Source organism: Candidatus Pedobacter colombiensis (genome assembly GCA_029202485.1).
Taxonomy (GTDB): Bacteria; Bacteroidota; Bacteroidia; order Sphingobacteriales; family Sphingobacteriaceae; genus Pedobacter; species Pedobacter colombiensis.
Genome location: CP119313.1, coordinates 4,837,918 through 4,854,706 on the forward strand (window position 1 = coordinate 4,837,918; position 16,789 = coordinate 4,854,706).

General features: G+C 40.6%; 11 protein-coding genes. 7 read left to right on the forward strand and 4 right to left on the reverse strand.

Annotation, left to right across the window (positions count from 1 at the left end; genetic code table 11):
- The 7 genes from secG (at window position 1) to P0Y49_20120 (ending at window position 12,521) form a co-directional block, all read left to right on the forward strand.
- Window positions 1-345, forward strand: a complete 345-nt coding sequence (gene secG, locus P0Y49_20090; protein WEK19080.1) for a preprotein translocase subunit SecG — start codon at window positions 1-3, stop codon at window positions 343-345.
- Between the two features lie 217 nt (window positions 346-562).
- The gene (locus tag P0Y49_20095) at window positions 563-853 is read left to right on the forward strand and encodes a co-chaperone GroES (protein ID WEK19081.1); all 291 of its coding nucleotides are present in this window, start codon (window positions 563-565) and stop codon (window positions 851-853) included.
- A gap of 110 nt (window positions 854-963) precedes the next feature.
- Window positions 964-2,604, forward strand: coding sequence for a chaperonin GroEL (gene groL / locus P0Y49_20100; protein WEK19082.1), 1,641 nt, complete (start codon window positions 964-966; stop codon window positions 2,602-2,604).
- Between the two features lie 136 nt (window positions 2,605-2,740).
- Window positions 2,741-9,295 carry a PKD domain-containing protein gene (locus tag P0Y49_20105; protein WEK19083.1) on the forward strand — a complete coding sequence of 2,185 codons (6,555 nt, stop codon included), beginning with the start codon at window positions 2,741-2,743 and terminating at the stop codon, window positions 9,293-9,295.
- A 2-nt stretch (window positions 9,296-9,297) separates the two neighbouring features.
- Window positions 9,298-10,326: a PorP/SprF family type IX secretion system membrane protein gene (locus P0Y49_20110; GenBank protein ID WEK19084.1), complete on the forward strand. Its 1,029-nt coding sequence runs from the start codon at window positions 9,298-9,300 to the stop codon at window positions 10,324-10,326.
- A 53-nt stretch (window positions 10,327-10,379) separates the two neighbouring features.
- A complete protein-coding gene (locus tag P0Y49_20115; GenBank protein WEK19085.1) occupies window positions 10,380-11,036 on the forward strand; it encodes an MgtC/SapB family protein in 657 nt (218 codons plus the stop codon).
- A 57-nt stretch (window positions 11,037-11,093) separates the two neighbouring features.
- Complete coding sequence (locus P0Y49_20120; GenBank protein ID WEK19086.1) at window positions 11,094-12,521, forward strand: L-serine ammonia-lyase; 1,428 nt, start codon at window positions 11,094-11,096, stop codon at window positions 12,519-12,521.
- A 23-nt stretch (window positions 12,522-12,544) separates the two neighbouring features.
- On the opposite strand, the gene P0Y49_20125 is transcribed toward P0Y49_20120, so the two are convergent.
- The 4 genes from P0Y49_20125 to P0Y49_20140 are packed head-to-tail and all read right to left on the reverse strand — an operon-like array spanning window position 12,545 to window position 16,789.
- Window positions 12,545-13,891, reverse strand: coding sequence for a DUF58 domain-containing protein (locus tag P0Y49_20125; GenBank protein WEK19087.1), 1,347 nt, complete (start codon window positions 13,889-13,891; stop codon window positions 12,545-12,547).
- Between the two features lie 13 nt (window positions 13,892-13,904).
- Window positions 13,905-14,882 (reverse strand): MoxR family ATPase, encoded by a 978-nt coding sequence (locus tag P0Y49_20130; GenBank protein WEK19088.1) that lies wholly within the window; start codon window positions 14,880-14,882, stop codon window positions 13,905-13,907.
- 3 nt (window positions 14,883-14,885) lie between these two features.
- Window positions 14,886-16,067: a DUF4350 domain-containing protein gene (locus P0Y49_20135; GenBank protein ID WEK19089.1), complete on the reverse strand. Its 1,182-nt coding sequence runs from the start codon at window positions 16,065-16,067 to the stop codon at window positions 14,886-14,888.
- Window positions 16,064-16,789 carry a DUF4129 domain-containing protein gene (locus P0Y49_20140; GenBank protein ID WEK19090.1) on the reverse strand — a complete coding sequence of 242 codons (726 nt, stop codon included), beginning with the start codon at window positions 16,787-16,789 and terminating at the stop codon, window positions 16,064-16,066. Before P0Y49_20140 ends, P0Y49_20135 begins: the two co-directional genes overlap by 4 nt.

Consider the following 16,789-nt stretch of genomic DNA (forward strand, 5'->3'; position numbering starts at 1 on the left):
ATGCTATTTTTAATTATTTTATTAATCATTGTTTGCGTTGCTTTAGGGCTGTTTGTTTTGGTACAAAATCCTAAGGGTGGTGGCTTAGCTACTGGTGGAGCAGGTAGCAACATGTTTGGCGTTCAACGTACAGGTGATGTTTTGGAAAAAGGTACCTGGGTTTTATTGACTTTAATTGTAGTACTTACTTTATCGATTACCACAATCGCTAAATCAGGAGGTTCTTCTACAGGTGAGGCTTCAAAAATCCAAGAGCATTTAGACAAAACGCCTACCCCATCTCCTCTTGGCAGCAGAACAGCACCAGCTGCAGCTCCTGCGACAGCTGATACAACAAAGAAATAGGACTTTATAAGTTTACAATAGATAGCCTGGTATAAACAATACCGGGCTTTTTTGTGTCCTGCCACTCTGACACAAAAATACTTTATGAAAATAGGTTAGCTGACAATGCTTGCAAATTTGTCAACCCAATTTGCATTGGCATAAAAACTGATGTAGTTTTACAACGTAGTTTATACGATTTTAAAATTTAACTTAAAAAATAAATTAATATCAAGTTATGGCTTTAAACCTTAAACCCATTTCAGGTACAGCAAACAGAGTTATTGTTGAACCTGCTGCGGCAGAAGAAAAGACAGCATCTGGAATCTATATTCCTGACACTGCAAAAGAAAAACCATCTAAAGGTACTGTAGTATCAGTTTCTGATGAAGATTCAGAAGGTAAAAAACCAACTGTTAAAGTAGGTGATGTTGTTCTTTATGGCAAATACGGTGGCACAGAGCTTCCTATTGATGGTAAAGACTATTTAATCATGCGTGAAAGCGATATCTACGCTGTACTTTCTTAGTACCGGGATATGAGATTAATGGCAGAGCTGTTCTGGCTTTGCTCTTGAAAAACAAATTAATTAATCAGTAAACACAGTATCTTTTCAAGATACCTACTATTAAAACAACAATGGCAAAACAAGTAAAATATAATGTAGAAGCCCGTGACGCCCTGAAAAGAGGTGTTGATACTTTGGCTAATGCAGTGAAAGTAACTTTAGGTCCTAAAGGACGTAACGTAATTATTGACAAAAAATTTGGTTCACCTGCAATCACTAAAGATGGTGTAACTGTTGCAAAAGAAATTGAGTTGAAAGACCCAATTGAAAACATGGGTGCTCAAATGGTTAAAGAAGTAGCTTCTAAAACTGCAGATATCGCAGGTGACGGAACTACAACTGCTACTGTATTGGCTCAGGCAATTGTTACTGCTGGTATCAAAAACGTTGCTGCCGGTGCAAATCCAATGGATTTGAAACGTGGTATCGATAAAGCGGTTACTGCAATCGTTGAGAACTTAAAAGCTCAGTCACAAACTGTAGGTGAAGACAATAACAAAATCAAACAGGTAGCTTCTATTTCGGCTAACAATGATGAGGTTATTGGTGCTTTAATTGCAGAAGCAATGGGTAAAGTTGGTAAAGATGGTGTAATTACTGTTGAAGAGGCAAAAGGTACTGAAACTGAAGTAAAAACAGTTGAAGGTATGCAATTTGACCGTGGTTACTTATCTCCATACTTTGTAACTAATGCTGATAAAATGGAAGCGGAATTAGAAAACCCTTACATTTTGATCTATGATAAAAAGATCAGCAATATGAAAGAATTATTGCCTGTATTGGAGAAACAAGTTCAAACTGGTAAACCTTTATTGATCATTGCTGAAGATTTAGACGGTGAAGCATTGGCTACTTTGGTAGTTAACAAAATCCGTGGATCTCTGAAAGTTGTTGCTGTTAAAGCTCCAGGCTTTGGTGACAGAAGAAAAGCAATGTTGGAAGACATCGCTATCTTAACTGGTGGTACTGTTATTTCTGAAGAGAGAGGTTATAAATTAGAGAATGCTGACCTTAGCTATTTAGGTACTGCTGAGAAAGTTGTTGTTGATAAAGACAATACTACAATCATCAATGGTGCTGGTCAGTCAGAAGATATCAAAGCTCGTGTTAACCAGATTAAAGCTCAAATCGAGACGACTACATCTGATTACGATAAAGAAAAATTACAAGAGCGTTTAGCTAAATTAGCTGGCGGTGTTGCTGTTCTTTATGTTGGTGCTGCTTCTGAAGTAGAGATGAAAGAGAAAAAAGACCGTGTTGATGATGCATTACATGCAACTCGTGCAGCGGTTGAAGAAGGTATCGTTGCTGGTGGTGGTGTTGCTTTCATCCGCGCTATCGAGGCATTGGATGGCATGAAAGGTACTAACGATGATGAGTCGACAGGTATCCAGATCATTCGTCGTGCTATTGAAGAGCCTTTACGCCAAATCTGCCAAAACGCAGGTATCGAAGGTTCTATCGTAGTTCAAAAAGTTAAAGAAGGTAAAGCAGACTTTGGTTACAATGCACGTACTGATGTTTATGAAAACTTAATTTCAGCTGGTGTTATTGATCCAACTAAAGTTGGTCGTGTAGCTTTGGAAAATGCAGCTTCAATTGCAGCTATGTTGTTAACAACAGAAGTTGTATTGGCTGATGATCCAGAAGAAGCTCCTGCTGGTGGCGGTATGCCTCCAATGGGCGGTGGCGGTATGGGTGGAATGATGTAATCATCCCCCTCTTCATTGAATATAAATAAGAAAACCACAGGTTAACTCCTGTGGTTTTCTTATTTAATCTCATTTCCCTCTAATATTCTGAATTGAAGTAAAAAAAACTCTACATTTATACAATTAATATGTATATATGGTGAAACGTCTACTTCTTTTAACCATTCTTCTTTCTTTTTTTCAAATAACTGTAGGTTTTTCTCAGATTACGATAGGCACGGTTGATCCCGGGCCGTATACGCCGGGGTCGAGTATTGCAGTCCCAATCAATCTTGGTAATACAAATTGCATCCGCCCGAACAGTAAATTTGAGTTGTTCTTATCAAATGCATCCGGTGATTTCACAAATGAAACAAAAATAGGTGAAGCCAACCGTTTCTATACAACCTTTGTTAATGGAATTATCCCGCCAGGATTAGCTGCAGGATCAGGTTATAAACTAAGGGTAAAATCTACAAGCCCTATATTAATTTCTACAGAAACACCAGCCGGAACATTTGCGATAACGACAGGAGGTGTTGTGGAAGCTAAAATCAGTTCTTTCCCCGTACTACAGGCACCAGAAGTATTTGGTTACTGTACAGGACGAGATAATGTAGCCTTCGATTTATTTAATGAATCAACCGCAGGTAGCACCACAACAGGCACTATAACAAATGAGCTGACGCATATAATAGCTGGCAATCTTACCTTCCCTACACAAACCGAAACCTTTACAGCACGATTAGCACATTACACAGTTATCATTAAAGCAAAAATGCCGGACGGACGAGCTGCTACTAAAGCATATTTACTAGTTAATAATCCTGCAAAAACTTCATTTAATACCCCAGGGGACAATATAGTGTGTTTACCTGGAGGGTTTCTAGAGTATGGAGTAGATTTATCAGCAACAGGAATGGGGAATAATTACCCTGGAAATATATATAAAATAGTCTGGGGAGATCAAAAAGAAGATACCTATACACTATGTGATCTTGCAAACATACCAATCAAGCATGAATATTTAACATCATCTTGCGGCAACCCTCCATACAGTACCGGAGGAGAAACTAAGTATAATGTATTCGGAATAAATATATCTATTTTAGCTTCATTTTCAAATTGTAGTGGAACAATAGGAAATGCACTATCTACTTCGGTAAAGGTCGTCACTAAACCAAAAAATGATTTTATTTCTCCAACCACCGCCTGTACTAATACATCAGTAAGATTTAGAAATATTTCCACCCCAGGTCAAGATCCGGACCCCAATACTCCAGATTGTCAAGATAACACTGTGATGTATAACTGGTTTGTGGATAATACTAAGATTGGGCCCAGCTTACCTAAATCAACAGATTTCGTTTATGCATTCCCAGTACATGGAGTACACAAAATCAGGCTTGAATCTGTTAGCAGCAGTTTATGTGCAGGTGCACCTATTGAATATGAGATATGTATTCAGGACCCACCTCGTCCTGCATTTGATTTTAATAATCAATCTCAAACGGGTTGTGCCCCTTTCACTATTCAGGCATTTGACAGATCGATAATTGATGACCGTTGTAATACGGACAACACTTACAATTGGATTGTAACAGGTCCGCCGGGAGTAATATTTAATCCAACTGACAAAGATCCAATTTTTAAATTTACAAACCCCGGTACTTATTCCATCATACTTCAAATTATAACGGCATCATGTGGTGCAGTAAGTACACAAATACCTCAGAAAATCATTCTTGCTGATGGGGCTCCGACAATAACAATGTCACCAAATGTTACCCTATGCGCTTTAAACACCTTAGATTTCAATACACAAACCGGCCCAACAAAAACCTTATTTACAGGAACACAAGTAGACATTGCAGATACGTATACCTGGAAAGTTACAGCCCTTGATGGAAGTGCATTAGATCCAGTTAATGATTACAGTTTTGCGAATAGCACAAATAATAACTCCAGAGAACCGTCCATTCAATTTAAAAGGTTTATCCCTTATAAAGTTTCTGTTATTCATAAAAACACCTGTACTTCCGTAGAGGCTTTCCAAATTATTACATTCGCATCAGCACCGGTACCCAAAATAGATCTCGTGCCTAAAATTTGTTATGATGCTTCCGCAAATTTAGTCGCAACAGTTACAGGAGGAACATACACAAGCTCGGTGTGGACTACTACGGGGGATGGAACATTTACAAGTACTAATACCTTAACTACAACATACACCCCAGGCCCAACAGATCGAAGCCTTCTTAAAGCAAGAGTCACCCTTACGTTAAACACAGGAATAAATGGTGTGTGTCAATTTGTTCCCGTTAGTACAGATATAGATATTCATCCTAATAATATAGGAACGAATACGCCTCAAATAATTTGTACGGGTGACGCAGCTAAGCTTATACTAGGTTCGAGCGTTCCAGGAAGTACCTTTACCTGGACTGCGGCAAACGCAGACGGATATGCGACCGGTTTCAGTCTTAGCGGCAGTGGAGATATTAACCAAGCTATTACGAATACTAACACAACTCAGAACGCTGTTGTAGTTTACACCATCACACCGACGGCTAATGGGTGTATAGGCAATACTTTTACCTTTACAGTTACGGTTACTCCAAAACCTAATATATCAACCCCTGCTCTCGATAAAACGATTTGCTCTAATAATTCTGCAGGTATAACAGCAAGGTCCAACAATATTCCAACCCAGTTCATATGGACAAGTGATGCAGAGAATGGTATTACAGGAAATACAAGTTCTGCTTTAAGTAGCTCGTTAGCTAGCATCACGATTAATGATGAATTGGTGAATTCAACCTTTGAACAAAAAACTGTTACCTATACCATTAAATCTTACTCTCCAGGAGGATGTGAAGGAAATACAATTAAAGTGACTGTTACGGTTGATCCTGCAGTTACTAAAGCAAAAGCAGGCTCTGATGCCAGTATTTGTGCAACCGGCACTTCCAACACCTATATGTTAAAGGGGAACAAACCTGATGTGGGGACAGGAGAATGGAAACTCATTTCTACGCAAATACCAGCGCCTTCCATTATTGATCGTCACAACCATGAAACTGAGGTTAAAGGTTTGGTAGTAGGTGAACCTTATGTATTTGAATGGGCAATTTCTGGTGAGGGTGCATGTGCAGGAACAAGTGATCAAGTGAAAATTACTGTTACACCAATACCGATAATATCAACAACTACTCCAAACAAAAGCATTTGCCAAGGTAATCCCGTAGCCATAACTGTAACCTCAGACATTCCTACCAAGTTCATATGGACAAGTGATAGGTCTTCAACAGCGATAACAGGAAATACAAATTCAACAGGAAGTGCCCTATCAAAAACCATAACAATTCCTGATGTATTATTGAATTCAGGAATTAATCAGGAAACTGTTACCTATACAATCAAATCATTATCCGAAACAGGGTGTGAAGGAAATACAATTACGATTGTTGTTAAAGTTGATCCAGCTGTTACCACTGCTACGGCAGGGGCTGATGCGAGCATTTGCAATACCACTACCTATGATTTAGAAGGTAGCGAACCTCATGTAGGTACCGGGAAGTGGGAACTTGTTTCTGCAAGTATCGGAACACCAACAATTACTACACCCACAAATTTTAAAACAAAAGTTACCGACCTTGTCGCTGGTGGAGTTTATACATTTAAATGGACAATAACGGGAACGGGGGAATGCCAAAAATCGGAAGCTCAGGTAACCATTACAGTAAATATGCCGACGATACCTGGAACTACTGCAACATTGCAGCCATTAGTCTGTCAAAATAACAACACAGGAATAATTACATTAAGTGGAAATACTGGTTCTGTGTTAAGATGGCAACGTTTACCTGATGGACAAACAATATGGGAAGATGTTCCCGGCACTAATGCCGATTTAACCTACACATTCGATAAACTGACTATGACCACTCAATACAGAGCTGTTGTACAAAATGCAGGCTGTACTATAGGTTATTCAACTCCAACTACTATAACTGTAGCTCCTGCTACCACAATAGCAGATGCCTCCGATCAAACCTTATGTGCTGAAACTTCAGTCCTTCTAAAAGGAAATCTAATAGCATCAGGAGAAGCTGGAATCTGGACCATGGTAACGGGTGACGCAAATGCAGCAATTACAACACCAACCAATCACGAGACTACAGTTACCAATCTACTTCCGGATAAGACCTATGTTTTCAGGTGGACCATCACTGGTAACTCTCCTTGTGGCCCAACATTTAAGGATGTCACCATCCGTAACAACGCCCCAATTGATCTGAATAGCATTACTACAAACGCAGTAGTTTGTAATGGTCAACAAATAGTTATTACTGGTAGCGACCCAAGAGGGGGTGAAGAAGGCATTTACAATTATACGTGGGAAAGCCAATTAAATGGGGGAACCTGGACTGTAGTTGCAGGTGAAACAGGTAAAAATTTAACCATAACCCTAACCACGACTGGGACTGTGAGTGTCAGGAGAATTGTGAATAGTGGGACATGTACATCAACTAGTAATCCATTCCCTATTACGGTTCAGCCACCGATAGGGAATAACAGAATATCTGCAGACCAAACGATTTGTAGTGGATTAACTCCGGATTTAATAAACGGAGTCTTACCAACAGGTGGCGATGGACAATTTCTATACCAGTGGCAATCTAGTCTGGACGGAACGACATGGGCAAACATTACAGGCGCTGTGGGCCAAAATTATCAACCTCCTATCCTAACCGCAACCACTTATTACAGACGTATTGTGAGCACTATTGAATGTAGTGGGAATTTACAAAGTATAAGTACGGCTGTAAAAAAAACGATTACTCCTAATGCTAAAGCAGAATTTACATGGGGTCCTACTGATCGGGGATGTGTTCCATATACATTGCCTGTACAGGTGGTTACCTATGCAGATCGAAATGCAATTTATACCTGGTATGCGGACAATGTTGTCTTAGCAACAGGTTCTACTTTCCCGGGATATACCATCCAAAACAGCGGTCAATCTGTAACCATCAAACTCGTAGTTACGAGCAGTCTTGCTTGTTCAACAGACGAGTTCAGCCATACATTCAGCACCAACCAGGCCGTTCCGGCTTCATTTGACCTAAGTGATACTGAAGGCTGTGGACCGTTATCTGTTAATTTTACAAATACCTCTTTACTAACAGCCGGAGCTACGTTTGAATGGAATTTCGGAAATGGACGGTCATCAACAGCCACCAATCCTCCTACCATAATCTTTGATCAGGATCCTACAGGAAAAGATACCACCTATATAGTTACTTTAAAATCTATTACTGCTTGCGGATCTAATTCGGTGAGTAAAAATGTATTTGTAAAGGCAAAACCAATTGCCATATTTACCCCAGAGAAAGTACAGGGATGCGCTCCATTTAAGGCGGTCTTTACCAATACTTCACCTGGAGGTACAAATACTTATTACTACGATTACGGTGATGGATCAGCAATAGACATAAAAACTAATAAATCACCTGTTGACCATATTTACAATGTCACAGTAACTACGGACTTTACCGTCAAAATGATTGCTGAAAATTCCTGTGGAAGAGACGAAAAGCAATGGACCATCAGAGTTTTCCCTCAGAACATCACTCCGGCGTTAGGTATAAAACTGGAAGAAATAGAGGGTTGTGCCCCTCATAGCGTTAATTTTGAAAACAATACTATTGGTGCTTCAAGATTTACTTATGACTTTGGTGATGGCAGTCCAATCCTTCCTGCATTAAATACAAATACAGTTCAACATATTTATAAAACAGCCGGAACCTTTACTGTTACCATGACCGCCTATAATAGTTGTTCTGAAATTCCAATAACAAAATCGGTAACAGTACTTCCGCAGCCTATTGCCGATTTCGAAGCAGATCAAATACTTGGTTGTCCGGGGCTTGAAGTGAAATTCAAAAACAAAACTCAGGATGGCTTTAGCTATGTGTGGGACTTTGGAGATGGCTCTCCGAAATCCAACGAATTTGAACCAAGTCATGTTTACATGGGAAATCAGGAATATTATACGGTAACACTAACGGCAACCAACATCCTTAATTGTTCGATGGAGGTAATCAAAAATCAGTACATTCATATCGTACAACCACCTGTTGCAGCCTTCAATGTGAATCCTTCTACCCTGATCAGTATCCCTAATTATACCTTCAAATTTGAAGATGAAAGTACCAATAATCCTACAATGTGGGAATGGAATTTTGGTGATGGGATAACTTCCACTCTGAAAAGCCCTAACCATACTTATCTGGATACAGGAACTTATAAAGTAACTTTAAAAGTGATAAACCAGAATGGCTGCTTTACAACTACATTTAAAAATGTAACCATTAAAGGCGTACCAGGCTATCTGTTTGTGCCGAATTCCTTCATACCAGGAAACACACTGCCTGAATTGCGCGAGTTCCGTGCCAAAGGATCAGGCATTGCATCATGGCGCTTCAGCGTATTCAATAAATGGGGACAAATACTATGGGAAACCACTAAACTGGACGAAGGAAGACCTGCAGAAGCTTGGGATGGCACCTTTAAAGGGCAACCTATGCCACAAGGGGTTTATTACTGGAAAATCGATGTGCAGATGGTAAACGGAACAGAATGGAAGGGCATGACTTACGACAAATCTGCACCTAAACGTACAGGAGCAATACATTTAATCAGATAAGGATGAGCGGGAGATTAAGATATACACTAGCATTAGTAATGATTATGGTTAACCTGTCTTCTATGGCACAGGACCATATATATTCTCAATTTTTTAATGCCCCTATTTATCTCAACCCATCATTGACCGGGCAGTTTGAGGGCGACTTCAGGACGAACCTGATTTACCGAAACCAATGGTCGGGACTTAGTGGCGACCTATCCTATATCACAGCTTCTGCGGACCTCAACATCTCCAAATTTTCCGGTGGAGTTGGTTTGATATTTAACCGCAGCAGCGAAGGAACAGCTTATCTGGTTAAAAACAATGCTGCAGCAACCTATTCTTATAGTGTTGGCGGGGACGACTTTATAGCCTCTTTTGGTATACAGGCAGGTTTTACCAACCGACAAATAGATTGGAGTAAACTGGTTTTTTCTGATCAGATAGACATGCGCCTTGGTTACATTCCCGGCAGTGTATCTTCAGCTCAGCCGCCTGACATGTCTAACAAGTTTTATTTTGACGGAGCCGCAGGTACAAACATCGTATTTCAGAATCTAATGGCAGGTGTTGCAGTTCACCACATCAACCAGCCTGACGAATCCTTCAGCGGAACTGTTGCCAAACTTCCTATGCGCATAACAGCAAATGCCAGCTACAGAATCCCCTTAAGTCCGGGTATGTATTACAACCAGGATGACGGTTCTTACCTGATCCCTTCAATAATTTATTATAAGCAAGCCAGCTCAACCTCTGTGAGTGCCGGAGCGCAATTTAAATTTAAAGGATTAAACGCCGGATTATGGTACCGGACCGGCGGAGAAGGTGGCCCTGATGCAATTGTGGTTTCCTTAATATTCGACCTGTTTAAAGGAAACAGGAATGGCGAAAAACTAAGATTAGGTTTGAGTCATGATGCCACGACCTCAAAAATTAACTATACCAATACCAGTGGTACAACGGAAGCCAGCGTTGGTTACCAGATGTATTTTCCTAACGGCTCCGGTTACAATAAATTTAACGGACTAAGATGTTACGATTTCTACTAAAATCGAATCACAATCACACAAAAACTTTGGTATATTAGGTCATTTAAACCGCCATGCAGAATATTCTTGAGAACAATCATTTTCTTACCCAAACGGAGGTAAACAAGTTTTTAATGGCGACTTTGCTTTGTGGCCTTATTGGTGCCGAAAGAGAATTTAGAAGCAAACAAGCTGGTCTAAAAACCATGATTATGATTGGACTGGGCTCTACCCTATTTACCATTCTTTCCGTCAAGATCGGCTTAAGCAGTCACGATCGTATTGCATCCAACATTGTTACCGGGATTGGTTTCCTCGGTGCCGGAGTTATTTTTAAGGAAGATAACCAGGTAAAAGGGCTTACCACTGCATGTGTGATCTGGATTGTTGCTGCCATAGGTATGGCCATTGGCTCCGGCTACATCGAACAAGCCATCGGAGTAACCGTAGTGGTGCTATTGGCTCTATTCACCTTCCCCTTTTTGGAAGAGGTGGCCGAACGTCGCTTTACCAGAAGAATATATCGGATTGTAAAACGATATGAGGGCGAAAGTCTTGAAAAATACGAGCAGGACATCAAAACCTCTAAGCTAAAACTTACCCGCGGTAAGCAGGAACTTGCCAACGGCATCATTAGCGGAACATGGATTGCAATTGGCAGTCCGGAGAACCATAAAACATTCGTGGACCGGATGCTGCAAGACAAAAACATCATTGCATTCGATTTTTAGGCCGTATCATTCTTGTAATGTACAAATAATCTCAACAAACTATAGTAGCTTTGCATTATGCAAAGGGAACAGATCTCGGTATTCGACATTTTTAAGATAGGTATTGGCCCATCAAGCTCACACACTTTAGGTCCATGGAGAGCAGCGCAGCAATTTACAGCTTCGCTAAAAGAGAAAGGATTATTGGCACAAGTGGAGCAGGTAAAGATCCTGCTATATGGTTCTTTGGCCAAAACGGGCAAAGGACACGGAACAGATGTAGCCATATTACTAGGTCTTACAGGTGCCGATCCGGTTACTTTTGATGTAAATGCCATCGACAGTACCATTGCAACAATTAAAGGCGATCAATTGCTGTCTCTCGGAAATGAGCAACTGATCACATTCAATTACAATGATGATATGGTTTTCCTGTTTTTCGAAAGCCTGCCATTTCATCCTAATGCAGTTACTTTCCAGGCTTTCTTAAATACGGGGAAGGCATTTTCCGAAACTTATTATTCTATAGGTGGCGGTTTTGTGGTAAAAGAAGGCGAAAACGGAAATGAGAAAGAGCAGGTCGACTTGCCTTTCCCTGTCGAAAAAGCCAGTGAACTATTACATTGGTGCTTATCTACCGGCCTTAAAGTATCAGAAATCGTGATGGAGAACGAGTTGTCCTGGCGTACAGAAGCTGAAACAAGAAAAGGCATTATGCAGCATTTCAATGTCATGAAAGACTGCACCTACCGTGGATGTCACACCTCAGGATTTTTACCGGGAGGACTAAATGTTGGCAGAAGAGCTGCAGCCTTAAATAAAAGATTAATCGGTAGCAGCGTTTATAACGATTATACCAGCTGGATAATGGCCATCAGAAATGGTGGAAACAGCTTTAACTATATTCTGGACTGGGTAAGCTGCTTTGCCCTGGCTGTAAATGAGGAGAACGCCTCTTTTGGCCGGGTAGTTACAGCACCTACCAACGGTGCAGCTGGAGTTATCCCTGCAGTATTACAGTATTATATCGCCTTCTGCGATGGATACACAGATGAAAAGATTACCCAGTTCATTGCCTGTGCATCAGAAATAGGTAGCATCTTTAAAAAAGGGGCAACGATATCGGCCGCAATGGGTGGCTGTCAGGCCGAGATCGGTGTATCATCAGCAATGGCGGCTGCAGCTTTAACAGAGTGTTTAGGCGGCTCACAGCGTCAAGTACTCATGGCAGCAGAGATAGCCATGGAACATCATTTGGGTTTAACCTGCGACCCTATAGGTGGCTTGGTTCAAATACCGTGCATTGAAAGGAATACCATGGGTGCGATAAAAGCCATAACTGCGAGTCAGCTTGCCTTACAAAGCAACCCTGATAAAGCAAAAGTTAGTCTGGATGCAGTGGTAAACACCATGTGGGAAACTGCATTAGATATGAATTCAAAATACAAGGAAACATCTGACGGAGGTTTGGCAACAAACATCCCGATCAGTTTACCGGAATGCTAAAATACGCGCAGCAAGCATATCACTTAGATTTTTTGCTGCGCCTTAATGGCCAGATACCTATTCACCACATTTACAGTTAATTTCTCTGGTGGTGTAAGGATGCTCAGGATACCATGTTTGGCCAGTTCCTTTACCATTAACTTTTTCTCGTAAGCAAACTTAGTGGCGATGGTCTGTATATAAATGCCTTCTACATCGTTCGCCGGCTTTTCGGTAATCATTTTAAGCTCCGTATTCTCAAAAAATACAACCAGCAGCAAATGGTATTTGGCTATACGCTTTAAATAAGGCAACTGCCTGTTTAAGGCAGACATGCTTTCAAAATTTGTAAAAAATACAATCAGACTTCGTTGCCTTAAGGTACTGCGGATACTGGTATATAAAGCCTCCATGTTCAGCTCCAGGTAGCGACTCTTTTCCTTATACAAGACCTCCATTATTTTACCTAGCTGCGCAGGTCTGCGATCTGCAGGCACCACACTTCCGGTTTTATCTGCTATCGTGATTAATCCCGCCTTATCCTGTTTTAACAAGGCTACATTTGAAAGCACCAAACTGGCATTAATTGCATAATCCAATAAGCTTAGCCCCTCGAAAGGCATTTTCATTGCTCTCGATTTATCAATAATGCAATATAAATGCTGAGCTTTTTCATCCGTATAGGAGTTTACCATTAACTCCCCCTTCCGGGCAGTGGCTTTCCAGTTTACGGAGCGATAGTCATCGCCCTGCACATAATTCTTTACCTGGTCAAACTCCATGCTATGCCCAACCCGTCTGATCTTCTTAATCCCAAATTCGCTTAGCCTGTTTGATATGGCCATCAGTTCATATTTGCGCAATTGCAGAAAAGAAGGGTAAACAGGAACGGTTACTTCTTCACCAAAATTAAACCTCCGTGTGACTAGTCTTAATGGCGATTGCACATATAACCGCAGCTGTCCGAAAATATACTCTCCTCTTTTAGTTGGCCTTAACAAATAGGCAATCGTTTTCCGTTCACCCGATTTCAGGTGACTTTTAAACCAGAGGTCTCTTTTTTGAAACTGAAAAGGGATTTCATCAATAATACCGATATGAATACCAAAGGAATAAAAATTCTCTACATAGATCTGAAGTTCATTGTCATCCCCATTACTTAACCGCTCTGGTACATCCCTGCGCAAAAAGACATCGCGTTTTGCAAGGTACAACAGCACCAGATCAATCAACACCAACAAGGCCAACACCCCTACAAAGATGTAAGGCAAATCTCCAAGCCAGGGAAGGAAGAAGGAAAAAAGAAATAAACTTACGCATAGCCCTATCCCGACAAAAAATCTTTTGCCCAGAAAAAGGTCGCTGTAATATTTTCTAAAAAAGTGTTTCAATATCCCTGGGTTTTTATCTAGGTACTTCTATTTTTTGAAGAATCTGAGCTACAATATCATTCGGTGTCAGACCTTCCATTTCCTTATCAGGGCTAAGCATAATTCTATGCGATAATACCGGCGGTGCCACTTTTATGATGTCTTCCGGCGTTACAAAATCACGGCCCTGCATAGCAGCAAATGCCTTGGCCCCATTGATCATCGCTAATGAAGCACGTGGCGAAGCACCCAAATAAAGCGATTTATTAGTCCTCGTTTCATACGTAACCTTTGCCACATACTCGATTAACTTAGGCTCTACATGTAGCCCCCTGATGATGGTCCGACAGGCTTTGATCTGCTCGATACTTAAAATCGCTTTAACGGCTTTCAGTTCATCATCCAGCTTATGCTGATGTTGGTTTAACAAAATGGCTGTTTCCTCTTCCAGTGTTGGATATTTCACCTCAACCTTAAATAAAAAACGATCTAACTGCGCTTCAGGTAACCTGTATGTACCTTCCTGCTCAATCGGATTTTGGGTAGCCAGTACCATAAAAGGCTCATCCATTAAATATGTATGTCCATCCACAGTGATTTGCCGTTCCTCCATCACCTCAAATAAAGCGGATTGTGTTTTTGCCGGGGCACGGTTAATTTCATCCACCAGCACAATGTGTCCGAATATTGGACCTTTACGGTATTCAAAAGAAGCCGATCTGGGATCAAAAACAGAGGTTCCGATTACATCAGATGGCATCAGATCCGGAGTAAACTGAATACGGGCAAAAGAAGCATCAATGCTTTTGGCAATCAACTTTGCACTTAAAGTTTTAGCTACACCAGGTACACCTTCCAAAAGTATATGTCCATCGGCAAGTAATCCGGCAATAAGAAAATCAATGGTATCTTTCTGGCCAACAATAATACTTCCCAGCGTTTGCCTGATCTGCTCTACGGCAGTATTTAGCTGTGTAAGATCGGTTCTTTGGGTAAACATTTCCACTTCCATAATTTATTGGGCTTGTTTATAAAATTTTTCTATTAATTTATTCAGGTCGATAAGTTGATTATCGTTAATCATAACGGCGTTATTCACCTTGTTTATCATGTCAATCAATTGCTCTACGACAGTTTCGTTTACGCCCGATTTAAGTACAAGATCGGCCATAAATTCCTTATCCAGCTTTGAGGTTTTCAAACGGTAGCTGGTTCGCACATACTCTAAAAAGTAGCTGATCTTCTTCTGTACAATATCACGATTATCGCGCTGCTGATAATAAACCTTGCCCACAACCTTCACAAAATCTACAGATGTGTTCTTTAAAGGCTCAATTACTGGAATGATCCGCTGCCTGCGTTTCATTTCAAAAAGGATAAATATCAACAATCCGGTCAAGGCCAGGTAATAAGCCCAGCGCAGCTGCTCATGTTTAAACAACACCCGCAGCACAGAATCTTCATTTACATTCCCCTTTGTATTATTTTCGTCCCAGATTACCCTTTCGGCAGTAGGCAGATGAGAAAGTACTTTAGCAATATAAGTAGCACCGGCAGGATTTAGCAAATTGTAATTACTTAGCAATTGCGGACTTGGCAGCATATACAGCGCTCCTTTACCAAAATTATATTTCACAAAATTGACCTCACCGGCATCATTTCGTCCTAATGCAGCGGCCCGGAGGGTGTCTACCCGGCTAAAGTACTGATCGCCCAGGCCCTTATTAAAAATATAATAGTGCTTTTCCTTTAAAACCGGGCTTACAAAGTTAATCGGGGTCCCCTTTATGTCACCATAATTAGGTACGGAGTTCATTCTCAGGTTAAGGGTATCACTTAAAAGATCGCTTAATTTATAAGCCGCAATAAATACATGATTACCCTTTTCCATGAATTTAACCAATTCCGCATAATCATATTCATCCATTTTTACCTCACCTGCAATCATAAGGTAATTGGTATGCTCAAAATTCTTATCCTTTAAGGTGTTGTAAACAGGCAAATTTGATGAGCTGATTAAGGCTTTCGGGAATAGACTTTCCAACTCATGATACAAGATGTAGGTGCCGAAAGGGATTTTATCTTCCTTTAAGTAGGTTGGTCTCCAATCGGTAGGCTTTGGCTTGTAATATTGTGCGATTAAATACAGCAGCATGACCACTGCACTCCCAACTAAATATAGTTTCAGTCCCTTCATAGCGCCTTCACATTAAATCGTTCAAAACTACCCTTAACAGCCTTAAAGCCTTCCTGATCGATAAAAAACTCTCCATACCAGATGTATTCAAACTGTCGGGTTAACATAGCAAATTGCTGCTTCCTATCCGGATCAATAATTTCATTGATATAAGTCTGATTTGTTTTTTCCGGCTGCCAGTCGATCAATTCTTTATCGTTCAACAACTTTAACGAGCGTAGGTAAAACAAGCGCACTGCCAGTCGGTAATTGCCATTTGCGACTGCCTTTTCTATCTCCTCGTTAAAATCTATCTCATGAATATTCTCCATTGATTCATTATATGGGACATCAACAGATTTCGATTTTCCGGCAAAGATTTTCAAATCGAGTCCGATCAGTTTAATGACAACAAAAATCACCAGAGCTGCTATGGCAAAAATGATCACATACTTTAAAAAGCCGCCCGAATATTTGTTTTTTAAAATTCCGTTCATCAAATCCCAAAACCATGTCCAGAAGCGATCCCACCAACTGGTGTTTATCGGAGTAGCCTCATCATACCTGAAATCTTTTTGAGTGCTGTACTCCTTAATTTTTTCAAGGTCAAAACTCCTGACCGAAATGGCCGTTGTATCATCTTTTAAGGGAATATTCTTTACAGGCTTAGGCCCCGGTATTGTTGCCGAAAAGCCACTAGCAGTGATAAAAAACAATAAAAATACAATAAGAGCCTTGTGCAT